The sequence below is a fragment of the Dyella sp. 333MFSha genome (assembly GCF_900102405.1).
GTDB classification, from domain to species: Bacteria; Pseudomonadota; Gammaproteobacteria; order Xanthomonadales; family Rhodanobacteraceae; genus Luteibacter; species Luteibacter mycovicinus.
In genome coordinates this window covers 1,103,229-1,128,267 of record NZ_FNBR01000001.1, presented here as the reverse complement: position 1 = coordinate 1,128,267, position 25,039 = coordinate 1,103,229, and the positions used below count along the sequence as shown (strand labels likewise).

Annotated in this window: 22 protein-coding genes; 16 read left to right on the top strand and 6 right to left on the bottom strand. The window is 65.8% G+C overall.

The features are described from left to right. Positions 1 to 9 precede the first annotated feature (9 nt). The 9 genes from BLT40_RS05130 to BLT40_RS05090 all read left to right on the top strand — a co-directional run bounded on the left by BLT40_RS05130 (position 10) and on the right by BLT40_RS05090 (position 12,688). On the top strand, positions 10 to 3,954 hold the full coding sequence (locus tag BLT40_RS05130) for a pilus assembly protein (RefSeq protein WP_090351929.1): 3,945 nt from the start codon (positions 10 to 12) through the stop codon (positions 3,952 to 3,954). Position 3,955: 1 nt separating this feature from the next. Continuing rightward, positions 3,956 to 4,384: a type IV pilin protein gene (locus tag BLT40_RS05125; protein ID WP_090351927.1), complete on the top strand. Its 429-nt coding sequence runs from the start codon at positions 3,956 to 3,958 to the stop codon at positions 4,382 to 4,384. A 5-nt stretch (positions 4,385 to 4,389) separates the two neighbouring features. Next, on the top strand, positions 4,390 to 5,007 hold the full coding sequence (locus tag BLT40_RS05120) for a GspH/FimT family pseudopilin (RefSeq protein ID WP_176809102.1): 618 nt from the start codon (positions 4,390 to 4,392) through the stop codon (positions 5,005 to 5,007). Positions 5,008 to 5,197: 190 nt separating this feature from the next. After that, positions 5,198 to 5,716, top strand: a complete 519-nt coding sequence (gene pilV, locus BLT40_RS05115) for a type IV pilus modification protein PilV (protein ID WP_090351924.1) — start codon at positions 5,198 to 5,200, stop codon at positions 5,714 to 5,716. Continuing rightward, positions 5,713 to 7,011, top strand: coding sequence for a PilW family protein (locus tag BLT40_RS05110; protein WP_090351921.1), 1,299 nt, complete (start codon positions 5,713 to 5,715; stop codon positions 7,009 to 7,011). Before pilV ends, BLT40_RS05110 begins: the two co-directional genes overlap by 4 nt. Further along, complete coding sequence (locus BLT40_RS05105; RefSeq protein ID WP_043694056.1) at positions 7,008 to 7,595, top strand: pilus assembly PilX family protein; 588 nt, start codon at positions 7,008 to 7,010, stop codon at positions 7,593 to 7,595. Before BLT40_RS05110 ends, BLT40_RS05105 begins: the two co-directional genes overlap by 4 nt. After that, positions 7,580 to 11,635 (top strand): pilus assembly protein, encoded by a 4,056-nt coding sequence (locus BLT40_RS05100; protein WP_090351919.1) that lies wholly within the window; start codon positions 7,580 to 7,582, stop codon positions 11,633 to 11,635. The genes BLT40_RS05105 and BLT40_RS05100 overlap by 16 nt, the downstream gene beginning before the upstream one ends. A 1-nt stretch (position 11,636) precedes the next feature. Then, positions 11,637 to 12,071: a type IV pilin protein gene (locus BLT40_RS05095; RefSeq protein WP_079520330.1), complete on the top strand. Its 435-nt coding sequence runs from the start codon at positions 11,637 to 11,639 to the stop codon at positions 12,069 to 12,071. Beyond that, positions 12,071 to 12,688: a GspH/FimT family pseudopilin gene (locus BLT40_RS05090; RefSeq protein WP_090351916.1), complete on the top strand. Its 618-nt coding sequence runs from the start codon at positions 12,071 to 12,073 to the stop codon at positions 12,686 to 12,688. The genes BLT40_RS05095 and BLT40_RS05090 overlap by 1 nt, the downstream gene beginning before the upstream one ends. A gap of 14 nt (positions 12,689 to 12,702) precedes the next feature. On the opposite strand, the gene BLT40_RS05085 is transcribed toward BLT40_RS05090, so the two are convergent. Continuing rightward, on the bottom strand, positions 12,703 to 13,239 hold the full coding sequence (locus BLT40_RS05085) for a YaeQ family protein (RefSeq protein ID WP_090351914.1): 537 nt from the start codon (positions 13,237 to 13,239) through the stop codon (positions 12,703 to 12,705). A 112-nt stretch (positions 13,240 to 13,351) separates the two neighbouring features. Here BLT40_RS05085 and BLT40_RS05080 point away from each other — a divergent pair, with 112 nt between their 5' ends. The 3 genes from BLT40_RS05080 (at position 13,352) to BLT40_RS05070 (ending at position 16,849) form a co-directional block, all read left to right on the top strand. Next, a complete protein-coding gene (locus BLT40_RS05080) occupies positions 13,352 to 15,061 on the top strand; it encodes a dihydroxyacetone kinase family protein (RefSeq protein ID WP_090351911.1) in 1,710 nt (569 codons plus the stop codon). A gap of 39 nt (positions 15,062 to 15,100) precedes the next feature. Beyond that, on the top strand, positions 15,101 to 15,943 hold the full coding sequence (locus tag BLT40_RS05075) for a class I SAM-dependent methyltransferase (protein WP_090351909.1): 843 nt from the start codon (positions 15,101 to 15,103) through the stop codon (positions 15,941 to 15,943). 153 nt (positions 15,944 to 16,096) lie between these two features. After that, positions 16,097 to 16,849: a hypothetical protein gene (locus BLT40_RS05070; RefSeq protein WP_090351907.1), complete on the top strand. Its 753-nt coding sequence runs from the start codon at positions 16,097 to 16,099 to the stop codon at positions 16,847 to 16,849. Here BLT40_RS05070 and BLT40_RS05065 read toward each other — a convergent pair. Continuing rightward, positions 16,820 to 17,365, bottom strand: a complete 546-nt coding sequence (locus BLT40_RS05065) for a DUF2878 domain-containing protein (protein ID WP_090351906.1) — start codon at positions 17,363 to 17,365, stop codon at positions 16,820 to 16,822. The genes BLT40_RS05070 and BLT40_RS05065 overlap by 30 nt on opposite strands. Positions 17,366 to 17,546: 181 nt before the next feature. Here BLT40_RS05065 and BLT40_RS05060 point away from each other — a divergent pair, with 181 nt between their 5' ends. Then, the gene (locus BLT40_RS05060) at positions 17,547 to 20,099 is read left to right on the top strand and encodes a bifunctional diguanylate cyclase/phosphodiesterase (protein WP_090351903.1); all 2,553 of its coding nucleotides are present in this window, start codon (positions 17,547 to 17,549) and stop codon (positions 20,097 to 20,099) included. A gap of 32 nt (positions 20,100 to 20,131) precedes the next feature. After that, positions 20,132 to 20,788, top strand: coding sequence for a phosphoglycolate phosphatase (gene gph / locus BLT40_RS05055; RefSeq protein ID WP_043694072.1), 657 nt, complete (start codon positions 20,132 to 20,134; stop codon positions 20,786 to 20,788). A gap of 59 nt (positions 20,789 to 20,847) precedes the next feature. Here gph and msrA read toward each other — a convergent pair whose 3' ends face one another. From msrA to BLT40_RS05035, 4 genes are all read right to left on the bottom strand, one after another. After that, entirely contained in the window at positions 20,848 to 21,348 is a 501-nt protein-coding gene (gene msrA / locus BLT40_RS05050) for a peptide-methionine (S)-S-oxide reductase MsrA (protein WP_036113075.1), read from the bottom strand. Further along, positions 21,345 to 21,806 (bottom strand): peptide-methionine (R)-S-oxide reductase MsrB, encoded by a 462-nt coding sequence (msrB, locus tag BLT40_RS05045; RefSeq protein WP_036113072.1) that lies wholly within the window; start codon positions 21,804 to 21,806, stop codon positions 21,345 to 21,347. Before msrB ends, msrA begins: the two co-directional genes overlap by 4 nt. A 112-nt stretch (positions 21,807 to 21,918) precedes the next feature. Continuing rightward, positions 21,919 to 23,250: a sensor histidine kinase gene (locus BLT40_RS05040; RefSeq protein WP_090351900.1), complete on the bottom strand. Its 1,332-nt coding sequence runs from the start codon at positions 23,248 to 23,250 to the stop codon at positions 21,919 to 21,921. Beyond that, positions 23,234 to 23,923: a response regulator gene (locus tag BLT40_RS05035; RefSeq protein ID WP_079519873.1), complete on the bottom strand. Its 690-nt coding sequence runs from the start codon at positions 23,921 to 23,923 to the stop codon at positions 23,234 to 23,236. The genes BLT40_RS05040 and BLT40_RS05035 overlap by 17 nt, the downstream gene beginning before the upstream one ends. Positions 23,924 to 24,060: 137 nt before the next feature. Here BLT40_RS05035 and BLT40_RS05030 point away from each other — a divergent pair, with 137 nt between their 5' ends. Beyond that, on the top strand, positions 24,061 to 24,834 hold the full coding sequence (locus BLT40_RS05030) for a MipA/OmpV family protein (RefSeq protein ID WP_090351899.1): 774 nt from the start codon (positions 24,061 to 24,063) through the stop codon (positions 24,832 to 24,834). Between the two features lie 3 nt (positions 24,835 to 24,837). Next, positions 24,838 to 25,038, top strand: coding sequence for an antitoxin Xre/MbcA/ParS toxin-binding domain-containing protein (locus tag BLT40_RS05025; RefSeq protein ID WP_036113058.1), 201 nt, complete (start codon positions 24,838 to 24,840; stop codon positions 25,036 to 25,038). Position 25,039: the final 1 nt, after the last annotated feature.

Sequence of the window (25,039 nt, the reverse complement as noted above, 5' to 3'; positions counted from 1 at the left end):
GATTCGATCATGTCCCTGCCCTCCTTCATCCGGCGCATGGCTCTCAGCGCGCTTGCATGCCTTCTCGTCGCCATGCCGGCCGCGGCCACGACGGTGACACTGAGCACGACGCCGCCCGGCGTCACCTCGAAGGTGGCGCCCAATATCGTCGTGACCTTCGACGACTCGGGCTCGATGAATTCGACCTCCATCCCCGACGCGATGGACGCGAGTTACGCCACGAAGGTGTACTACTCGGCGAAGGGCAATCCGATCTATTTCGATCCCACGGTGACCTACGTCGTACCGCCGGACGCGACGGGTGCCCCGCTGGGAACGCCCACGTTCACGGCGGCGTGGCGTGACGGCTACTGCGCCAACACACTGACGAAGAAGTGCTGGGCGCCCTCGAGTGGCAAATATATCGCGCCGAACGTCGTCGATCTGAGCACGGCCTTCTACGCCGGGTTCCTGGCCAATACGCTGGCGGGCAACTCGCCCTGCGCCAGGGACGCCAACGAATTGACCACCTGGTACGACAACGGCTCGTGCAGCCAGATGGATATCCCGACGTCCGTGCGTGGCGCGACCACGACGACGACGACGTCGACCGCCAATTCGACCTGCACGAACACCGGTTGCGGCAGCGCCAACGGAACCACCGGCACCCACACATACACGGGCAGCGACGGCAGCAGCTCAACCTATACGTGCACGGCAACGACCTCGGGAAGAGGCAACAACAAGACGACGACGACCAGTTGCAGCGTCGCCACCACGACGACGAAGACGTCCACCACATACGACCAGGGTGGTTTCTATTACGTCTGCACCTCGGCGACCAGCGACAGCACCTGTACGTACCATCTGGTCGCCAACGAATCGGCGGCGACCCAGCAGAACTTCGCCAACTGGTACAGCTTCTATCGCACGCGCAATCTCAACGCCCGTGCCGCCGTGGGCCGCGTCTTCGGCAGCATCGGCGACGGCGCGGTACGCGTCGCCTGGCAGACGCTGCAAAGCCAGTCGGCCAGCGGCAGCTACAACACCACGGGTTCCTATAGCGGCCCCTCGTACGGCCCACTGGCGTCCACGAGCAAGATTCTCGAACTGGCGAATGCCACGACGGGATGTACGGCGACCAGCACGAGCGACAGCTGCTGGCGGAGCCAGTTCATGAACTGGCTGTATGGCGCTCCCGCCAGCGGCGGCACGCCGACGCGCGTCGCGACGGTGGCCGCCGGCGAGTTCTTCAAACGTACACTGAAGACCTCGCCGACGTCGCAGGACCCGTACTGGAACGGCAGCACCAGCACGCCCGGCGAGCTGTCCTGCCGCAAGAACTTCAACATGCTGGTCACCGACGGCTACTGGAACGGCGACAATCCGTCGACGGTCAGCCCGAACGACAACAAGGCGCTGACGCTTCCCGACGGCACGTCCTATTCGATCAGCGACGGTACGTCGAGAATCTTCTGGAATCAGACCGGCACGACCAATCCCTCGCTCGCGGACATCGCGTTTGCCTATTGGGCCAATGACCTGCGCAGCGACCTCAAGGACAACGTTCCGGCTTACTACCCCGACCTGACGACAGGCATCACCGGCAGCGCCGCCACGGTGAATACCGCGTCCCCGGGCGCCACCCCCGAGGTGTATTTCAACCCGTCGAACGATCCCGCCACGTGGCAGCACATGTCGCAGTACATGGTGACGATGGGTATCTCCGGCAGCCTCACCTACCCGGATGACTACGCGGCGCTGCGCACGGGGAGCAACGGCAAGAAATGGCCGACACCCAATACGTCGGGTGGCGCGACCAACATCGACGATACCTGGCATGCGGCGCTCAACAGCCGGGGCGGCTACTTCAGCGCGGCGGATCCCACATCGCTGGTGAACAGTCTCAGCACGATCCTGTCCTCCGTGATCGCAAGCAGTTCCACCGCCCTGACGCTGAGCCTCAGCACCAATGTGCTGACGACCAATGCCGTCGCCTACTACGCGGGTTACGACACCACGGACTGGAGCGGATCGCTGCTGGCCAAGGCCGTGGGCACCGATGGTTCCATCGGCACCACGCTCTGGTCGGCCGGCACCTTGCTGACCGAGCGCGCCGCCAGCGATCCCCGCATCCTCACCACGGGTACCGGACCGGGCACAGGGACCGGCGTCGCCTTTGCTTACGCCAACCTCAGCGCGACCGAGCAAGCCGCCATCAACTCGTCCGATGGCAGCGGCTCCACGGCGACCACCGATGGCCTGGGCGCATCGCGTGTCGACTGGCTCAGTGGCGTGCGCACGCTGGAAGGCACCTCCCTGCGCACCCGTACGTCGCTGCTCGGTGCGGTGTTCGGTTCGCAGCCGGCCTTCGTCGGCGCGCCCACGGGTGGCTACAGCGATACGTTCCCCAGCGGTTCGCCCGAGGCGGTGGCGCTGAAGAACAGTTCCGCCAACAGCTACTCCCGTTTTCTGGCGACCTGGGCGAACCGGCCGTCCACCGTTTACGTGGGCGCCAACGACGGCATGCTGCACGCCTTCGACGCCCGCCTCGCGTCGGTGAGCGGTGCATCGCCCGGACGGGAGATCTGGGGATACGTACCGGCCAGCGTCTACGCCAACCTGCCGGCGCAGTCACGACTGAATAAATTCGCCTTCACACCGACGGTCGACGGAAGCCCGGTCACCGGCGACGTTTTCTTCAATGGCGATAACGCGCAGAACAACTCGTCCGCCGGATGGCATACGTTGCTGGTCGGCTCGCTGCGCATGGGTGGACGCGGCGTGTTCGGTATCGACATCACCGATCCGTCGGCGGCGACGCTGAGTTCCAGCGCCGCGGTCGCGAAAAAGGTGCTCTGGGAATTCAACAGCAGCAGCGTCTCCACGGCGGGCACGCCGGCCAACCTCGGTTACACCTTCGGCACGCCGGTCATCGCCCGCGTGGCATACACCAACACCGACAATTCGGTCGGGCGCTGGGTGGTGCTCGTCCCCGGCGGTTACTTCCCCGACGGCAGCACGATAAGTGCGGCATCCAATACCTACAGTTCGCTCTTCGTGCTCGATGCGCAGACCGGAACGCTGCTCAAGGAAATCCGTACGCCGACCGGCACCGGCGCGGTCGCCAGTCACGGCCTCACCACGCCGGCCGTCGGTGACTACGACGGCGATCAGGTGGCCGACGTGGCTTTCGCCGGCGATCTGGATGGCAACGTGTGGCGGATCGACCTGTCCGCCGCCTCGCTGGCCTCGACCACCCAGTCGCAAGGTGTGAGCCTCCTGTTCCAGCCGGACACCGCCAATGCGCAATCGATCACGACCTCCCCGCGACTCCTCGCCGACCCGACCTCCGCGTATTTCATGGTGATCTTCGGTACCGGTCGTTTCCTCAGCACGGCGGATACCTCCGACACCACCACTCAGGCCTTCTACGGAATCCGCGATCCGGGCAAGGCGGTGACCACGCCGACCACGGTCGCCGGGGGCACGCTGATCCAGCAGACCATGACCGTGGACAGCGCGACCGGGGCGATAGGTGTCACCAGCAAAGCCGTCGCATCGACCAATGCGGGCTGGTACCTGCCGCTGAACAACCCGTCGGGTGAACGCGTGGTCGTGACGCCCGCACTGGACTCGTCGAACAACACCGTGACGTTCAGTACGTTGATCCCGACCGCCAACGACCCCTGCACGACCTCGAGCTCCGGCTCGGTCATCGCCCTTGACGGGACGACCGGCGCCGCCGCCATCGGTGTCTCGATCGGCAGCGCGGTGTCGTTCGGGACCGGCTACTCCCTCGCCGGCGCGCACGTCACGGGTGCGGCCAGTTCGGGCTCGCTCTATACGGCGGCCAGCCTTGCCGGCGGCACCGCCTACGCGGCCGGCCAGCTGACCTCGGCGGGCAGCACGTTCGGTACCAGCATTCCCACGGCCCGCCGACGTGCCTGGCGCGTCCTGAACAGCGAGAACTGATATGAAGACGCCACGCCGCGCGGCCGGCTTCACCCTGCTCGAACTCATGGTCGTCCTCGTCGTGATGGCGATCCTCGCGGCCCTCGCGTTCACTTCGTACGCGCGTTACGGCTTCCGTGCCCGGCGCCCCGACGGACAGAAGCTGCTGATGGCGATCGGCAATGCCGAAGAGCGCTACTACGCCCTGCACAACATCTACGCGGACCTTGCGACCATCGGTTACGCATCCACGACAACCGCCACCTCGGACAGCGGTTACTACACCGCGTCCGTCACCGTCGGTACCGTCAACGCGCTTGCCGGCCAGGGTTACACGGCGACAGCCGTGCCCGTCGGCAACCAGGCCAGGGACGTCTGCGGATCGCTGACGCTCACCGATACCGGCGTCAGGAGCCAGACCGGCACCACCGGCAACGGCAATTGCTGGTGATGTCCATGCCGTCGCGACCGCGTTCCATGGGTGGCTTCAGCCTGCTCGAACTGATGGTGGCGATCGTCGTCGCCGCCATCCTCGCGGCGATCGCCGTGCCGTCGTTCCGGACGAGCATCCAGCGCCACCGGTTGCTCGCCGCGGCCGACGAGCTGCAGGCTGCCGTGCAATACGCCCGCACGGAAGCGGTGCTGCGCGCCACCTATGTCTCGCTGTGTCCGAGCGCGGACGGCACCAGCTGCGCATCGTCGACCACCTGGGACACGGGCTGGCTCGTCTACAGCCACCCGGTGGCAACAAGCAAAGCCTCGGATGCCTATTCCGCCACGCCTGCCAGCGGTATGCAGATCCTGCGTGCCGCGGCGGCCCTGACCCTCGTGTCAGCACGCGGCGTCGATACGGGCGTGGTGACCTTCGGCCAGCAGGGCCAGCTCGAAGCGGTCGCGTCGCGCACCAACGCCGGCCAACCCGTGGCCTTCGTCCTCTGCGCGATGCCCGCGGGTCGGCCGGGCAGCGGCCTCGGCGAAAACTCGACCCGCCTGCCGGGCACCCGCATCGGCGTGAGTCCGTACGGCGGCATCGCGTCCACTAAGCTGACGGGCACCGACAGTTGCATGCCCTGACGTGACGACGAAGCATGCGCGCTATGTCCACATTCGTGAAAATGACAGCAAAAGCGCATGAGTACCGCCCAATGTGAAGGGATGCCGCGGGACGTTCTGCCGTAAAGGCGTAGCCTCCACCGAATAGACGTAAAGCGGCGCGCGCGCACGGCCTATACCTGAATCGCACTTTTGCTTTTCAAGGTTTTCTATGGCTTCGGCAAGACATGTCAGAGGTGTGTCTCTGATTGAGGTCTTGATGGCGGTCCTGGTTTTTACGGTCGGCCTTCTCGGACTTTCCAGTCTCCTCATCGCCTCGTTTCGCTCGAATCAGGTCGGGTACCAGCGCACCCAGGCTGAATTCATCGCGATGAGCATGGCCGACCGCATGCGCGCCAATCCGCTCGGAGTCTGGGCCGGCGGTTACAACTCGGCGGCATATCCGCTCAGCGGATCGCAGGCATGCACGGCCGACCTTGCATGCACGCCGGCCAAACTCGCGCTGCGCGACCAGTACATCTGGAGTTCGCAGCTCCGGACGTTCCTGCCCAACGCCAGTGCGTCGATAGCTTGCAGCAATGGCACCACGGCGAATGCGACGCAGCTCCAGGTACGCCCGCCGTACGCCGGTAACTGCGTCATGCGGATCAGCTGGACGGAGCGCGGCGCCGGCGACAGCGCACATCAGGATGCCGCTCCGAGGGTCTATGTCTGGAATTTCCAGCCATGAACCGCCCCTACGGTTTCTCCCTCGTCGAACTCATGGTCGCCATGGTGCTCGGTCTCGTCGTGGCCGGCGGCATCGTCAGCGTCGTTCTCACGACCACCGGCAGCACGGTCACGCAGACCCAGCTGGCCAAACTGCAGGAGGAAGGACGCTTCGCGATGACCGCGCTGACGACCGACCTGCGCATGACGAACGCGCAGTACTGCTCGAACGTCGGCGGTCAGTCCGCTCCCTTGTCGAACGGAGTCGTGTCACTGGACCGGTACCTGCGAACGCCTCAGGTACTTGTGTCGGGCGCCGTCTTCCAGGCCGCCATCAGCGACAACACGACGACGTGGGGCTCGACGAGCGGCACCAACACGTATCCCGTGGCGCCTGTCGCGTCATTCGCCATGCCATCCTTCCTTGCCTTGCGAGGGTACGACTGCACCGTCTCCGCGTGTACGCCGCAAGATCCGGCGGACCCCGCAGGCAAAGGTATTCCTCAGCAGGGCACGACCGTCGGTAACCGCGTGCCTGGCACCGGCGTCATCACCTTGCGTTACCTGGACGGCGCACGAGGCTGGGCGCTCGATGGCACCACGAGCAAGCTGACGCTGAGCGGAAGCTCGGTCGCCGGTATCACCGTCGTCCCGCAGACAGGCGAGCCGCCGCTATCCGCCTATGCCACCGGCGACCTGCTCATGCTCGCCGACTGCAATTCGGCCCAGGTTTTCGCCGCCACCCTTTCGTCCGCGACGTTTACGCCATCGACCAACTACAGCGCTCCCGCCCGGCCGTCCGGCGTCACGCCGAGGCTTTTCGATTTCAACCGGGACTTCCAGACCGTTTCGTACTTTCTGCAGGTCGTCGACGACAACAACGGGCACAAGACCGGTGCGCTGATGAAGCGGGTCAATGGCGTGAGCGCTGAAGTGGTACGCGGCGTGGAACGGCTCGATTTCCTCTACGGCGTCATGGACGGCTCAGGCAACACCAGCTATCGCACCGCGGCGGAGATCGACAGCTCGACGGCGTGCGCATCGTCGACGGTGACCGTTTCCGGGACCGATCCCGGCTGCATGTGGCGGTCCGTACAGAGTATCGAGGTTCACATCCTGATGGACGGACAGCTCCCGCTGTATACGCTGACCCCGACCGACCTCCAGTACCAGTACTACGGAGACAGCGCGGTTACCGGACTCTCGTCGCCCGACGATACGAAACGAGTGGTGATGCCCAGCCAGCAGGGTTTCGACAATCACATGCTGCGGCGGGAGTTCACCGCCGTGGTGTCGATCCGGAACTACAACCCATGAACCGGCAGCGCGGTGCCGTGCTCGTCCTGGCGATGATCTTTCTGCTCATCCTGACCATCGTGGCGATCAGCACATCCAGTCGCTCATTGTTGCAGGAGCGCATGGCCGGAGCGATGCGCAACGCGCAACAGGCGGAGTGGTCCGCCGAGAACGCCTTGCGCGGCGTCGAATGGAACCTCTTCAGCGGTAACGCCGCCGTCGCCTGCTACAACTCCAGCAACCCTTCCACGATCAGCGCGAAGGTCACGGCATTCCGGCAGTCATCGGTCTGGATGGTCGACGGCGCCACCGAATACAAGGGCGCCGGCGTGACCATCGATTACACGAAGAAGAGCAGTGACGCCGCGTTGTCGACCGCCGTCATGGCGCGCAACCCCTGGTATGTCGTCGAATTCCTCGGTCAGGACCTCGCCCCGGGTAACGGAACCAGCGCCGCCAAAGAGGCCGGATCGAGCGGATCGGCGACGGCGAAGTTCTACCTGTACCGGATTACCGCACGCGCCACCGGGAGCAGTCCCAATACGATCCGCGTCGTCGAGACCACCTTCGTCACGCCGAACCTCGTCACATGCACCCTGACCTGAGGCCCCAGCCGATGATGAAAGAGAAGCCATCCACCGCATGGGCCGTCCTCCTGCTGGTCGCGCTGCTGTGGATGGCGTGGGTGCCGTGCGTGGTCGCGGGTACGGTGACGGTGAGCAAGACGCCGCCCAGCGTCACCTCGAGGGTCGCACCCAACATCGTCGTGACCTTCGACGATTCCGGCTCCATGAACGCCACGTCGATCCCCGATGCGATGGACGGTTACTACGACAAGAAGTACTACTACTCGGCCAAGGGCAATCCGATTTACTTCGATCCGACGGTGACCTATGTGGTACCGCCCGATGCCAATGGTGTTCCTCTGGGCACGCCGACGTACAAGGCGGCCTGGCGCGACGGCTATTGCGCGAACACGTTGACGAAAAAGTGCTGGTCGCCCAACAACAGCGGTTACCTCGACCCGATCGTGGTCGACCTTTCGAAGAATTTCTATGCCGGGTTTCTCTCGAATACCCTGGCCGGCAACGCCCCCTGCGCGCGCAACGCCAATGAGCTGACGACGTGGTTCTACACCACCACCAACCCGCGCGGAAATCCCGTCAACGCCTGCCAGCAGATGGATATTCCGGAGGTCGTGCGTGGGAAGACGACGACCAGCACGACGACGAGCGATACCTCGACCAGCGTCACGACGACGACCTGCACCACCTTGATCCTCGGAAACTGCGGCACGTTCAGCGGTTTCACCGGCGTCAAAACGGTGGTGAACAGCCCCACGAGCGTCAGCGTGTGGACCTGCAACACCGTGATCAGCATCGGCGTGGGCGGGATCCGGCTCAGTATCACTACCTGCACCATCGTCACGACGGTAACCACCACCACAACGACCACGACGACGACCACGACGACCGATACGGGCGGTTTCTACTACGTCTGCACATCGCCCACGGATGAAAGCACCTGCGTCTACCACCTGGTGGCGAACGAGTCGGCCACCATCCAGCAGAATTTCGCCACCTGGTACAGCTACTACCGGTCGCGCAACCTCAACGCCCGTGCGGCGATCGGACGCGTGTTCGGCAGCATGGCCGATGGTTCGGTGCGCGTCGCGTGGCAGACGCTACAGAGTCAGTCGGGTTCGAGCACCTATAACGCATCCGGCTCGTACAGCGGTCAGTCGTACGGGCCGCTGGTGTCGACCAGCAAGATTCTCGAACTGGCCAACTCGACCGGTTCGAGCTGCCTGACGTCCAGTACCAGCGACCCGTGCTGGCGCAGCCAGTTCATGAACTGGATCTACGGCGTGCCGGCCAGCGGCGGAACCCCGACCCGCGTCGCGACGCAGGTCGCGGGCGACTTCTACAAGCGCAGCCTCGCCACATCGGCCGGGGCGCTGGACCCGTACTGGAACGGCAGCACAAGCAATCCCGGCGAGCTTGCCTGCCGGAAGAACTTCAACATGCTGGTCACCGATGGCTACTGGAACGGCGACAGCCCGGCGGCGGCCGGGTCCGACGCCGTCTCGACCACGCTGCCTGACAAAGTCGCTTATTCGACATCGGACAAGACGTCCAGGATCTTCTGGAACGAGGCGGGGACGACCAGTCCATCCCTCGCGGATATCGCCTTTTATTACTGGGCGACGGATCTGCGGACGGACCTCAGGAACATCGTGCCGCCCTACTACTCGGACCTGACGACCGGCGTCACCGGCACCACGTCGACCGTCAGCTCCACCAACCCCGGCAGCAACAGCGAGGTGTACTTCAATCCGTCCAACGACCCCGCAAGCTGGCAGCACATGTCGCAATACATGGTCACCATGGGCATCTCCGGCACGCTGGCCTATCCGGGCGACTACGCGGCGTTGCGCGCGGGCGGCAAACAGTGGCCGATACCGACGACGGGCGGCGGAGCGAGCAATATCGACGACACCTGGCATGCCGCGGTGAACAGTCGCGGCGGCTATTTCAGCGCCGCGGATCCCACGTCGCTCGTCAGCAGCCTGACCACCATCCTGTCCTCGGTGATCGCCAGCAGCTCCAGCTCACTCACGCTCAGCCTCAGCAGCAACGTGCTGACCACGGGCGCGGTCGCCTACGCCGCCGGCTACAACACGACCGACTGGAGCGGATCGCTCACCGCGAGTCTGCTGAACGCCAACGGCAGTGTCGGCGACGCGCTCTGGTCGGCGGGCGACGTCCTCAACGCCCGCGATCTCAGCAAGGACCCGCGCTTCATCGCTACCGCGACCGGGCCTGGCACGGGCACCGGCATCACCTTCGCCTACACGACGTTGAGTGCCGCTCAAAAGGCGATCCTCGACTCCTCCGACGGGACGGGGTCCGCGGCCACGACCGATGGGCTGGGCGCCAAACGTGTCGACTGGCTGTCCGGTGTCCGGACGCTCCAGGGCACCACCTTCCGTTCGCGCACGTCCCTGCTCGGGGCGGTGTTCGGTTCCCAGCCGACGTATGTCGGCGCACCCAACGGCGCGTACAGCGATGCGTTCCCCGCCAATTCGCCGGAGGCGCTGGCGCTCAAGACGGACCAGACCACCAGTTATTCCGCCTTCCTGGCGAAGTGGGCGGCGCGCCCGGGGACCGTGTATGTCGGTGCCAATGACGGCATGCTGCATGCCTTCGATGCCCGGCTCAGCACCGATGCGAACGCCATTCCGGGTCGCGAAATCTGGGGGTACATCCCGGCCAGCGTCTATGCCAGCCTCCCCGCCCAGACGCGTCTGACCAACTTCAGCTTCACTCCCACCGTCGACGGAAGCCTCGTGACTGGCGACGTCTTCTTCAACGCCGCCAACACCGCGAACAAGACCACCGCGGGATGGCACACGCTGCTGGTCGGCGCGCTGAGACTGGGTGGACGTGGCGTCTATGGCATCGACGTGACCGATCCGTCGGCGGCCACGCTCAACACGAGTACCGCCGTAGCGTCGAAGATCCTCTGGGAATTCAACAGCGACAGCGTATCCACGGTCGGAACCCCCGCGAACCTCGGCTATACCTTCGGCACGCCGGTCATCACACGCGTCGCTTTCAACAACGGTGACAGCAACAGCACCGTCGGGCGCTGGGTCGTACTGGTACCCGGCGGCTACTTCCCGGACGGCAGCACCGCCGCGGCCGCAAGCAACACCTACAGTTCGCTGTTCGTTCTCGACGCCCAGACCGGCACGCTGCTCAAGGAGATCCGTACCCCTTCCGGTACCGGGGCCACGTCGAGTCATGGCCTCAGCACGCCCGCGGTGGGTGACTACGACGGCGACCAGGTTGCCGATGTCGCGTTCGCCGGCGACCTCGACGGAAACCTCTGGCGCATCGACCTGTCGGCGACCACCCTGGCGGCAACGGCCCCCTCTCAGGGCGTGAGCCTGCTGTTCAAGCCCGCGACCGCCAACGCCCAGTCGATCACGACATCGCCGCGCCTCCTGGCCGATCCGACGTCCGCCGCCTTTCTGGTGATATTCGGTACCGGGCGCTACCTGAGCACGGCGGATACCGCGGACACCACCACGCAGGCGCTCTACGGCATACGCGATCCGGGCACCGCCGTGGCGTCGCCGGTCACGGTCGCTGGCGGCAACCTCGTCAGGCAATCCATGACGGTCAATTCAGCCAATGCGATCGGCGTCACGAACAACGCCGTGGCGGCGACCCGGTCCGGCTGGTATCTGCCGCTGGATGCGACCGCCGGGGAGCGCGTGGTGGTCACGCCGGCCCTCGATTCCAGCAATAACACGGTGTCCTTCAGCACGCTCATTCCGGCAGCGAGCGACCCGTGCACGACCTCCGGCTCCGGCTCGGTCATCGCGCTCGACGGCACGACCGGGGGCGCCGCCTTCGGCGTCTCCATCGGCGCCGCGACGAGCTTCAGTGCGGGCTACTCACTGGCCGGTGCACGTGTCAGCGGCGCCGCCAGCTCGGGCGCGCTTTATTCCGCGGCCAGTCTGAGCGGCGGCATGTCCTACCTGCCTGGCCACGTTCTCGCCTCGGGCGCGACAGCCGCCAACAGCATTCCGACCGCGCGGCGTCGCTCGTGGCGCGTCCTGAACAGTGAGAACTGATATGCACGCACCCGACCGGCGCCGCGGCTTCACCCTTGTCGAACTGATGATCGTGCTGGTCGTGATGGCGATACTGGCCGCCATCGCTTTTCCGGCCTACACCAAGTACGGCTTCCGGGCGCGTCGCGCCGACGGGCAGAAGTTACTCATGGCCATCGCCAATGCCGAGGAGCGGTATTACGCCCTGCATAACGCCTATGCCGACCTCGCCACCATCGGCTACGCGGCCACGACGACGGCGACGTCGGAGAGCGGGTACTACACGGCGGTCGTCACCGTAAGCGCGGTGAACTCGCTCGATGCGCAAGCGTATAACGCGACCGCGACGCCGGTGCCCGGTGCGGCTCAGGCGCGCGACGTCTGTACGACGTTGTCCGTGACCGACACGGGCGTCAAGGCCCCGACCGGCCCGACCAGCAACGGAACCTGCTGGTAATGCGTGCGCGTCGGTCCGCGGGCGGCGCTCGCGGGTTCAGCCTGCTGGAGCTGATGATCGCCATCATCGTCGCCGGCATCCTCGCGGCCATCGCCGTGCCGTCGTTCCGCACGACCTTGCAGCGCCACCGGCTCCGGACCTCGGTCGACAACCTGCAGGCGGCGGTCCAGTACGCGCGGACGGAAGCCGTGCTGCGCGCGACCTACGTGTCGATATGCGCGAGTACCGACGGCGCGACCTGCTCCGGCGCAAGCACCTATGAGACGGGCTGGCTGGTGTACGTGCATCCCGTGGCGACGACGAAGGCGAGCGATGTCTACTCCGCAAGTGCATCGGCGGGGATGCAGATCCTTCGCGTCGGTGGCGCCTTGAACGACGTCTCGGCACGCGCCGTGGACGGATCGGTCGTGACCTTCGGACAGCAGGGTCAGCTCGCGCCCGTGTCGACGCGCACCAGTCCCAGCCAGCCGATGGCCTTCGTTCTTTGTGCCGGTGTCGCCACGACGACGGGGCTTGGCGTGAACACCACACGCCTGCCCGGATCGCGGATCGGCATCAGCCCGTTTGGCGGCATCGCGTCGACCAAGCTAAATAGCACGGACAAGTGCGTGCCCTGATCGCGCGCGGAGGCTCAGGCCAGCGTCGTCAGCTCGACCGGCACGACCGACTCGCCGCTGATCACCTGGGCCTGACCGTCCTGGACCATGAACTGGATCTGCATCGTGCGCTGGGTCAGCGCGGCGAGCGCCTCCACCGTTGCGGGGGCCACGTCGATGACGGAAACGTTCCTGGTGCGCGCGACCGCGGCGGCGGTCTTCTTCCACCACACTTCGGCGCTACGTCCGCTATAGCTGTAGATGATGACGCGATTGGCGCGGCCGGCGGCACGGCGGATGCGCTGCTCGTCCGGCTGGCCGATCTCGATCCACAGATCGACCTCGCCGGTCAGCTCCTTGCGCCAGAGATCCGGCTCGTCTTCCGAGCTGATGCCCTTCCCGAAAACGAGAGCGTCGTCCGCATTGAGCGCGAAAGCCAGGACGCGGACCATCATGCGCTCGTCTGTTTCCGACGGATGCTGGGCGATGGTCAGGGCATGGCCCTGGTAATAATGCCGGTCCATGTCGCTGACCTGCAGGTCAGCCTTGAAGACCGTGGATTTGAGTGCCATGAGATCGCTTCGCGGGCAAAGTAGCCGCCAAGCCTACACGCATTTTTATACCCGGACGTATGGTGCGACTATGCCTGCATCCGTCCACCATCGAATCCACGAGGAGCGCTGCGTGAAGAAGCTGATCAACGATCCGTTGAAGGTCGTCGACGAGATGATCGAAGGACTCGTCCTCGGCGACGAGCGACTGGCCCGCATCGAGGGCGAAAACGTCGTGTTGCGCGCCGATTACGCCGAGCACGCCGCTGCCGGTAAGGTCGCGCTCATCTCGGGCGGTGGTGCGGGTCACGAACCCGCGCATGCCGGTTACGTCGGCGCAGGCATGCTCACCGCCGCGGTGGTCGGCGAGGTGTTCACCTCACCCAGCGTGGATGCCGTGCTCGCGGCGATTCGAGCCGTAGCCGGTCCCGCCGGCGTCCTGCTCATCGTCAAGAATTACACCGGCGACCGGCTCAATTTCGGCCTCGCCGCGGAGCTCGCACGCGCGGCGGGCATCGCGGTGGAGGTGGTGGTCGTCGCTGACGACGTCGCTCTCGATGACGACCATGCCGTCGGTCGCCGGGGTATCGCCGGCACCGTCCTCGTGCACAAGGTGGCCGGCGCCGCCGCCGAGGCCGGGCTGAGCCTCGCCGGGGTCAGGGGCGAGGCACAGGCCGCCATCGACGCGGTCGTCAGCATGGGACTGGGTCTGGGGTCGTGTACGGTACCGGCCGCCGGTAAGCCAGGGTTCGAACTGGGCGAGACCGAAGTGGAATACGGCTTAGGTATCCACGGCGAACGCGGCGCACAGCGCGGCCCCATCGCGCGGGCCGACGAGATGCTGGATCGGCTCATCGAGCGCCTGCTGTCGCGCGGCGCCATCGGTGGCGGGGACCGTGTGGCGCTGCTGGTCAACAACCTGGGCGGCACCGCCGTGCAGGAGCTCGACATCGTTGCGCGCCACGCACTGACGCGGCTCGCCGACCTCGGCGTGGACGTATCCGCGGCGCTGGTCGGTACCTATCTCACCGCACTGGAAATGCCCGGCTGCTCGCTCAGCCTGCTCAAGCTCGACGAACACCGCCTCGGGCGCCTGCTGGCACCCGCCGCCGCCGCGGCCTGGCATGCGCCCTTGCGGCCGACGACGCGTCCGTCGATCGTTGCGGTCGCTCCCACGGAGAAGGCAGCGGACGCCGCAGGCCCGGCGTGGGCCTACGCAAGCCAGGCGGATCGCTTCACCGCCAGCCTGCGCGCCGTGGCAGCGGCTCTCGAAACCGCCGAGCCCGAGCTCACCGCACTGGACTCCGTCGTGGGTGACGGTGACATCGGCCTCAGCCTCGCGCGCGGTGCCCGTGCGATCGACGATGCGTTGCCCACGCTCGACGTCGCCCATCCCGCCGGTGCCCTGCTCGCCCTTGCCGGGACCTTGCGGCGCGTGCTCGGCGGCACGTCCGGGCCGCTCTATGCCGTGTTGATCGTGCGGGCCGCCACGACCCTCGCCGAGGCGGGCAAGGTCGACGCGCCCCTGGCGTGGGCTGCGGCTTTCCGTGCCGGCTGCGAAGCCGTGCAGGCGCTGGGCGGTGGCAAAGCCGGCGACCGCACCATGCTCGACGCCCTGCTCCCCGCCGCCGATGCGATCGACGCCGCCGTGGCGAGGGGCGATGAGACCAGGGCCGTCGTCCAGGCCGCCATCGCCGCCGCCGAGCAAGGCGTGGAGGCGACCAGGACGATGCGGCCACGCCTGGGCCGGTCCGCCTATCTCGGCGATCGGACGCAGGGGCACGCCGATCCGGGTGCGCACGCGGTCGCCGTGTGGCTGAAAGCCGTCGGATCGGCGTTCTGACAGGTAAAATCGTCGATTGCCTGCTGCTGGAGTTTGCCTGTGTCCCACTATGCCGGTCCGCTGCTCACGCGTCCCATCGTCGAGGCGTGGGCCGCGGCGCGACAGGACGGCACGGGCAAGTGGCGTGGTTCGCTGGATCTGGGGCGTACCGATGACGATGTATCGCTAGCCGCGGACACGTGGACCTGGCGCGACCGGGTCTACCCGTGGCCTGGCAAGCTCAAGGACCGGACCCTTTACTGGTGGGATGGGGAAAGCTTCGAACCGGTGTCGAGGTTTTCGGGCTCGCTGATCAAACTGGTTCCCACCGAATGGGGCGCGCCGACCTTCGAAATCGATGGCATCAAGATGCTGCCGACGTCGAAAGAGTCGCCGGTCGACGATGCGCGGCGGAAGGTGGCCCTGGTCGAACCCCGGGGAAAGGTCGTGCTGGATACCTGCGGCGGACTCGGCTATTTCGCCGCCTGCTGTCTGGATTCCGGCGTCGCGCGCATCGACTCGTTCGAAAAGAACGCGGATGTGCTCTGGTTGCGCAATATCAACCCGTGGTCGCCCGACCCGGAAGCGCCCGAAACCGGAGGACGGCTGACTCTTACGCACGCGGACATCTCGCACGCCATCGCGCATATCGCGGACGCGTCCGTCGATGCCCTGCTGCACGATCCGCCGCGCTTCGGCATCGCGGGCGAGCTTTACTCGCAGGCCTTCTACGGCCAGCTGGCCCGCGTGCTCCGTCGTGGCGGGCGTCTCTTCCATTACACCGGCAGCCCCAACAAGCTGACCAGCGGACGTGACGTGCCACGCGAAGTCGCTACACGGCTGACCAAAGCCGGCTTCACGGCGGAGCTGGCACTGGACGGCGTATTCGCCACAAGCCGGTAAGGGCAAGTAGCAGGCGAATAGGAACACACAAGGCATGCGAACGAGGTAGACCGGGAAAGGGATCGCGTCACGATGCCTGCACGGCACCAACGCGCATCCTGACGGCGAGGCTGCACGTATGAACTCCATGACGCCCCTTCGCCACGAGGTCCCATGCGCCATCCAGCCGCTCTCTCACTCATCGCCTTTTCGGCGTACGCCGCCGCTTCGCCCTCTTTCGCGATGGCGCAATACACGGGCGAGGCCTTCGCCCGTGGCAGCGACACGCTTATCTATCGGGAAGTCCACATCGAAGATGCGTCACGGCACGCCATCGTCTTTCAGTGTCCTGATGGCAGGGCCTTCGCCCGCAAGCGGCTAAGCACGGCTGGTGCGCCGACACAGCCGGACTTCGACTTCAAAGATGCGCGCAACGGATACGAGGAGGGCGTCCGTGGCGAAGGCGGCCAGCGTGTCGCCTATGTACGCAAAGTCGATGGCCAGCGCAGTGAGCATCCATTGAGCATCGATGCCGGCGCGGTCATCGATGCCGGGTTCGATGCTTACGTACGGGCCAACTGGGATCGCGTCATTCAAGGCGGAGCGTCCGTCCCGTTCCTGATGACGGGACGCGGTAAGTTTTTTCCCGTGAAGATCACCGCCGCCCCTGCGCAGGGGCCGGACCGCAGGATCGATCTCAGGCTGGATGCCTGGTATGGCTTTGCCGCACCGACTATCAGCGTGACCTATACCGAGGCGACACGACTGCTGCGGCGGTACGAAGGGCCCGGCACGATACGCGACGAGCATGGAAAGCCCCTCGACGTACGCATCGAGTTCAGCCCGTCCGGGCGCAAGAGTGACGTCCCGTCCCACGCGTGGGACGACGCCCTCGCATTACCGCTTGACGGTCGCTGCCCGGCCTGACGTCAGGTGTGCGAGCGCGACGGCAAGCACCGCCATCGCGACAGCCCAGGAAACCGCCAGCCACGCGTATCCCTGCCAGACAGGTGCCGGAAACGTCACCGCGCTCCAACCCCTTTGCGCTCCCACGTACGACAACGGCCCGCCGATGGCCCCCAGCAACGCCGCGGCCACCGGACGGCCGGACAGCCAGCGCATCGGTCCCGGCAGAGTTACGGCGAACGACGCCCAGAGCCCGAGGATCCAGCACGGGGGCCCACCGGGAAAGGGCATCGGATCTTTCGCCGCGTAGCGCACGACACCCGCCGCCGTCGCACCTCCGTCCACGAGCATGCCCAGCAACACCGCGAGAACGGCAAGCCGCCAGACGACGGCGCGCTCGGCCGACGCGATCGATTGCCAGAGAACGAACGCGAGACATGCTGCGCAGGCAAGCCAGCCGCGGTCGTGTCCTGCGGCGACGACCACGGCGAACCACAGCGCCTGGTAAGCGATAAACGTGAGGACACGCGTGTTCATGCGGATTTCTTAAGTAATCATGCGTTACCCATCATTACGCCATGGAAGCGTCGGCGGATGCATTGCATCAACACCCAGAAATTGGCAAATGCACACTTTGCCGCATCTGTGAAGATGATTGCGGGCGATACGAGAGACTGTTAGCGTCCTCGTTTCCAGGGGGGATAGGCGTTCGACCGCCGTGATCAACGAGTTCAGGAAAACTTCTTCGCTGGTCCGGTCGATCGGCTTCGCGGTAGGCGTGATCATCGGCGTCGGCCTGGCGGCCGTACTGTTTCAGGATTACCGGCACCGCGTGCAGGCGGCGCATGCGCAGGCACAGGCTCTCGCGGATGGCGCGCAGCGTCTGCTCACTGCGCGCCTGCATACCATCGAACGCGCCATGCAGGCCGTAGCGGCCAATGCCCTCGACCTCAACAGCACCGTTCCCGCGCAGGCGCAGGCACTGGTCGCCGATAACCTCAAGGGCGTCATGGCACGCCATGAGCAGGTCGAAAGCATCGTCCTGGTCGACGCGCAGGGCCAGCCCGTCAGCGCCGGTGATGCGGAACGAGCGATACGCCAGTGGAGTGGCGACGTCACGCGCGGCACGGACCTGCGTATGGGTCCGCTCGCACGGCACAACGACGGCTGGGTCATGCCGCTGGCCGTGCCGCTGTCCGACGGGGGATGGGTACTCGTCCGCCTCAATCAGGTCGAGTTCCAGGACATCGTGGACAACCTGCACGGCGGTCCGCAGGACGTCGCCGCCATCACCGATCGCTTCGGCACGATCGTCGCCCGGACGGGTGCGAATTCCGAACTGATCGGCAAGCCGCTCGACATGCTGTTCGAACCCAACGATGTCCGCCTTGGCCGCCGCGTCAGTCGCATCGATGGCGTGGAGCGCGTCGTATCCGCGGCGGCGCCGGGACGATATCCCCTGTGGGTGGGATTCGGCACGGCAACCGCCGCGGTCTTCGAAAGCTGGTACCCCGTGGTCGCGCTCACCGGCGCACTCTATCTTCTGTACTGGATCGCGCTGCTGTACATCCTGCGGCGCATCGGTCGCGCCGAGCGCGATCACTTGCGCTATGTCGAACAGATCGAAACGGCCGAGCGCCGGTTCCGCGTCATCTTCGACAAGAATCCGATGCCGTGCTGGGTCTATGACATGGACACGCTGCGTTTCCTGGTCGTGAACCAGGCGGCCACCGACGCATACGGTTACACGCGCACGCAATTCCTTGCGATGACCTTGCTGGATATCCGACCCGCGGCCGACGAGGCCGCCCTGAGGGCCGCCGTGACCCATCGCGACGTTCGCGTCGCCGAAAAACATCCGTGGACACACCGTCGTGCGGACGGAAGCCTGCTTCAGGTGCGGGTCCACGCCTCCGACATCGACTTCCCCGGACACGCAGCACGCCTGGTCGTGGCCGAAGATGTCACCGAAAGGTTGCGTAACGAGCGTGTTCTGCGGCACCGGGCGACGCACGACGCCACCACGGGTCTGCACAACACGGACGCCCTGCTCGAATTCCTCGACGACGACCGCCGCCGCTCGGTCGGTTACGAACTCGCCTTCGTTCAGTTGCGCGGCCTCGAGCTGATCAGCGATACCTTCGGACAGGCCGTCGGTCAGGACGTGCTCCGTGTCATGGCCGACCGGTTCGCGGCCCTGCGGGGGCCCGACAGCGCCGTAGCCCATCGTCCCGCCGAAACCTTCGTCCTGGCGATACTGAACGGCGAGCGCCGTGGCGAGATGCTGGCCGCGCTGATGCGCGCGGTAACCTCACCCGTCAGCGTCCATGGCATGTTGCACGTCCTCGAACCACGGGTCGGGCTCGCCGTGCACCCGCGCGACGGCGAGCGTGCCGAGAAGGTCCTCGGCGCGGCCGCCCTCGCGGCGCAGATGGGCAACGGCGCACCGGGTACCTGGCACGTGTTCGAGGCGGCCATGGCGGCGGCATCGATCAACCGACTGAAGATGGCGGCGCAGATTCGTAACGCCCTGGATCAGGACACCTTCATCGTCCACTTCCAGCCGATCATCCGCAGCCGCGATGGCCTGATCGTCAGCCTCGAAGCGCTGATCCGCTGGCCGCTGCCGGACGGCGACTTCGTCGCACCGGACGTCTTCATTCCGCTGTGCGAGGAAACCGGCCTGATCGTTCCTCTCGGCCATCGTGTGCTGCGCGAGGTCGGACGGGCGTACGTGACCATGGCGCAGGCGGGCTTCGCGGACATCGCCCTTGCGGTGAACGTCTCGGCCGTGCAGCTGCAGCGCGACGACATCGTCGATGCGATCCGCCAGACCATCGCCGATTACCATCTGCCGACGGGAGCGATCCAGGTCGAACTCACCGAGAGCGCCGTGATCGGCGATCAGGCCCTTCGCGCGATGGATGCCCTGAAGGCACTGGGCGTACCGGTGCACCTCGATGATTTCGGTACGGGGTTCTCCAGCCTCGCCTATCTGCGCGATCTGCCTATCGATGCGCTGAAAATTGATCGCGCGTTTGTCGCCGAAATCGACTCCGAAGTCCGCTCGGCATCCGTCTGCGAAGCCATCCTGACGCTCGGCCATACCCTGGGCCTACACGTGATCGCCGAAGGCGTGGAGCGCGAATCGCAGGCGGAATGGTTGATCGCGCATGGCTGCGACTACCTGCAAGGCTTCCATGCCGCCATGCCCATGTCCGTCGACGATGTGATCGTCTTCATGCAGGAGCGGCGGGCGGCAAGGGCGTAGAATGGCGGTCTTTGCGCCCGGAGCCCGAGCCTGTGACCTTTCCCTTTTCGCTGGTCATCTTCGATCTGGACGGCACGCTGGTCGACAGCGCCGCCGACATCGCCGAGTCGGTCAACCGCACGCTGACCGACTGGAAACTGCCCACCGTCGACACCGCGCGCATCACCGAGTGGATCGGTGAGGGCTCGCGCAAGCTGATCACCTACGCGTTCCGCGATGCCGGGAGCGACGCCGATATCGACGCGGTGATGCCCGGTTTTCTCGAGCACTATGCCGAGACCGCGCTCGATGCCGTCGCCTATGACGGCGTCGTCGAAACACTGGCGGCGCTGCATGCGCAGGGCGTGAAGATCGCGGTCTGCACCAACAAGAACGAAGAGTTCGTCCGTCCGCTGCTCGAGGTTCGCGGCATGCTGCCGTACGTGGATACCATCGTCGGCGGTAACACGCTTCCCGAGCGCAAGCCCAGCGGCGTGCCCTTGCTGCATATCGCCAAAGCGGCGGAAGTCGCCGTGTCGGACGTGCTCATGGTCGGCGATTCGGAGAGCGACATGCTGGCGGCGCATGACGCGGGTGTGGCGCTGGTCATGGTCAGCTACGGCTACCGCAAGTCGCTGGATCTGCAGAAAGCCGGTGCACTGGCCGTGATCGATCGCATGCCCGACCTGCTTTCCATCCGCCCGCGCTGATCGCCGCCCGCGCCGCCCGCGTGCCAGGCCCGGCGGCGCCGGGCCTGGATCAGGTCACATCAGGCCGCGCGTCGGGGCAGTACCCAGTCCGGACGGATGAAATGACAGGTGTAACCGCTCGGATACTTTTCCAGATAGTCCTGGTGCTCCGGCTCGGCTTCCCAGAAATCCCCCGCCGGGGCGAGTTCGGTCACGACCTTGCCCGGCCATAGCCCCGATGCATTGACGTCCGCGATCGTGTCCTCGGCGACGGCTTTCTGCTCGTCGTCCAGGTAGAAAATAGCCGACCGGTAGCTCAGCCCGCGGTCGTTACCCTGGCGGTTCAGCGTGGTCGGATCGTGGATCTGGAAGAAGAACTCCAGGATCTTTCGATAGTCGATCTTCGCCGGATCGAACTCGATTTCGATGGCTTCGGCATGGGTGCCGTGGTTGCGGTACGTCGCGTTGGGCACGTCGCCACCGGAGTAGCCGACACGCGTGGCGATCACGCCGGGCTGCTTGCGGATCAGATCCTGCATACCCCAGAAGCAGCCGCCGGCCAGAATGGCGCGTGACGTCATACGACACCTCCTTTTTCGTTGGCGAACAGGGCCACGTAATCCGGATAGCCTTCTTTCTCGAGATCGGCCACGGGGATGAAGCGCAGCGAGGCGGAATTGATGCAGTAACGGAGCCCGCCACGGTCGCGCGGGCCATCGGGGAACACGTGACCCAGATGACTGTCGGCATGCGTCGAACGCACTTCCGTGCGGATCATGCCGTGGCTGATGTCGCGGTTTTCGACGACATGCTCGTCCTCGAGCGGACGCGTGAAGCTCGGCCAGCCGCAGCCGCTGTCGAACTTGTCAAGCGAGGAGAACAGCGGCTCGCCGGATACGATATCGACGTAGATGCCCGGCTCGTGACTGTCGTGAAAGGCGTTCTGAAACGGCCTTTCGGTGCCACTCTGCTGAGTGACGCGGAACTGTTCGGGGGTGAGCCGGGACAGGGCTTCGGGAGTCTTGCGATAGTCGGACATGGGGACCTCCTCGAGGGTTCGTCACATAATGCGGGCGGACCGCGTGGATGCAATGGCAACGTCGTCGCACCACCGGAGAGACCCGGCTCTGGCGTCTCCGGCCTGACGGAGGTCAGGCCGAAGGCAGCCGGATCCGGAAACGCGCACCGCCACCGGGCGCATCCGTCACGCGGATGTCGCCGCCGTGTCGTGCCACGATTTCCTGCACGAGGTGCAAGCCCAGGCCGGTACCTACGCTGCTCGGCTGGAGGCGATAAAACGGAGTGAACACGCGCGCACGCTCTTCCCTGGGAATACCCGGTCCCTGATCGCTCACCTGGAGCACGCCGTCGTCGTGGACCTCGACATGAATGAGTCCCTTGCCCCCTGCGTGGACGATCGCGTTCTGGATGAGATTGGTCAGCGCTCGCGACAGCGAAAGGCGATCGCCGACGATCTTCACGGGGTGATCCGGTGCGTCCATGGCCAGTTCGTATCCCGCGTCGAGCACCAGCGGCGCGACATCCGAGCTGACCTCACGCGCCAGGGCGACGAGATCCAGAACACTGAGGGTGTCGGGCTGACGGCCGAGGCGCTGCAGATCCAGCAGCTGCTCGGCGATGTTCGCCAGACGCGCAAGGTCGGTCAGCAGCCGCGTCCGCGAATCGCCGGGCGGAAGTGCTTCCAGACGAGCTTCGAGAATGGCGATCGGCGCGCGAAGTTCGTGCGCGGCATCCGTAAGGAACCGGTCGCGTGCGTCGTATCCCTCGGCCAGACGGGCCAGCGCCGTATTGAATGCACGCACGAGGGGTTGCAGTTCGCGCGGTACCGCACCGTCCTCCAGGCGCGCTCCGCGATCGGCGATATCGATTTCCCCGGCCTGCCGGGCGACCCGACCGACGCCGGCCATCGCACGATGGATGATCCAGGGCACCGCGATGAGCGTCAGCAAGACCAGAGGCAGGCCGATACGCCAACCGAGGTAGAACGCGATCCTCGCGACGAGCACCGCCGGCCCGGAAAGAGGGACACCGCCCACCATCACGTGTACCCGGTCCCCGTCCCGCTCATCGACCGCCAGGCGCATGGTCATCACGTACGGTGGTTCGCTGCTATGGATTTCCGAGGCTTCCAGTGAAGGCAGCGCGGCGACGAATGACGCGTACGCCGCGGGGATATGCCCATATTGCAGATGGCGACCCTGTTCATCGGCGGCGACGAACCAGAGACCGGGCGACTTCGTAAGCAGCATCGCCATGTCGCGATCGTCGTCCAGACGCAGCGTCCCGCCTTCGACGACCAGTGAGCGCAGAATGGTCTTCGACACCGCATCGTCGATGTACGATGCCCGCGCGTTGATCAGACTCCACGTCAACGCCGCGATCGTCGCCACCAGCGTCAGGGTCTGCAGAACACTGAGGCGCCAGGCCAGCCGTTTCGTCAGTGACTTACCGGGACGATGCATTCGCCACCTCTCGCAACAGGTAGCCCACGCCGCGAATCACGTGAATTTCCACGTGTGCGCCCCCTTCGGCGAGCACGCGGCGAAGCTTGGATACGTGCGCGTCCAGCGCGTTGGACTGAATCGCGTCGTCGAAACCGTAAACGGCCTCCTGCAGCACCTCGCGTTGCACCGTCCGTCCTTGCCGGTAAGCCAGCGCCTCGAGCAGCAGGAGTTGCCTGCGCTGCAGCCGCAGAGGCTCGCCATCGACGAAGACTTCCCGTGCACCGAAGTCGTAACGAAGGTTTCCGATGGAGGCGACCGGCAGTGCGATCTGCGCCGGCCGGCGCGAGATGGCGCGTATGCGTGCGAGCAGCTCTTCGATCGCGAAGGGTTTGACCAGGTAATCGTCGGCGCCCAGATCCAGCCCCTGAATGCGATCGGTCAACGTGCCGCGCGCCGTCAGCATGATCACGGGCAGGTCGACGTGTACGGCACGTGCCTTCGCCACGAGCGTGGCTCCATCGCCGTCGGGGAGCTGACGGTCGAGCAGCAGCAGGTCATGCACCCTGCTCTGCAAGGCCTCCGTCGCATGCGCGATGTCACCCGCCAGATCCACCAGCATGCCGTGCCGATGCAGGGCTCCCTGAAGGGCCTCGGCCATCTCCGGTTCGTCTTCCACCAGCAATATGCGCATGCGCGACCCCGCCCGGCCCGCACCGCGGGCATGAAGGGGGGCGATGCTAACACGCGCTAAAGGCCTGACCGGGCGCGCAATGTTGAGGCAATGTGGGCTCGCCACCATGCCCGACATCGTCCCCACGGTTACCTTGCATGTCGCTGCCCCGCTTCCGCTCCCTGACCCTTGTCGCTGTCCTCGCCGGCGTCGCCGTCCCCGCGGCCCACGCGCAATCCTCCACCGATGGCCAGGCGCACTGGACGCTCGGCATCGGCGCGACCTGGAGCCCGAGCCCGTATCGCAGCTACGACAACAAGGCCTGGCCACTGCCGCTGGTCAATTACGAAGGCAAGTCGTTCTACTTCCGCGGCGCCTCGTTCGGCTATCGCTTGTACAAGACACCGAACGATGAGATCTCGGTCCTGGTGTCGCCGCTGGCCAACCGCTTCCGTCACGACGACAGCAACGATGCGCGGCTGCGCCGCCTGTCCGATCGCGATATCTCCGGCATGGGTGGCATCGCCTGGAAGCACGCGGCCGACTGGGGTGTCCTGCAGGCCTCGGCGCAGAAGGAATTCACCGGGCACGGTGGCGGCACGTCGCTCGATGCGAACTACGCGTATCCCATCCGCAAGGGCGCGCTTACCCTCACCCCGACTCTCGGCGTGACCCGCGCCAATGGGGCGCTCAACGACTACTACTACGGCGTGAGCGGACGCGAGGCGGCACGTAGCGGCCTGGCGTCGTACCGCGCCGGCAGCGGCACGGCGCCCTGGCTGGGTCTGGCGGCCATGTACCGCCTGTCGCCGTCGTGGATTACCGCCGCCGGCATGCGCTACACCGTGCTGCCCGACGCCGTGAGAGATAGTCCGATGGTCGGCGACGACCACACCCAGAGCTTCTTCCTCTCACTCAGCCACGTCTTCTGAGCCATGCGTAACGGCATCATTCATCGCATCGCCGACATCGCAAGGCTCATCGAGCCCGACCGCCGCGCCGTCTGGGAGTGGTTGCTGCGCACGCCTATCGGCGAGTTCGACGGCCGCACGGCCATCGAACTCGCGCACGTGGGCGAGGGACAGCGGGTCGTCGATCTTCTAGAGGCTGTTCTCTCGGGCGCACGCAGCGCCTGAG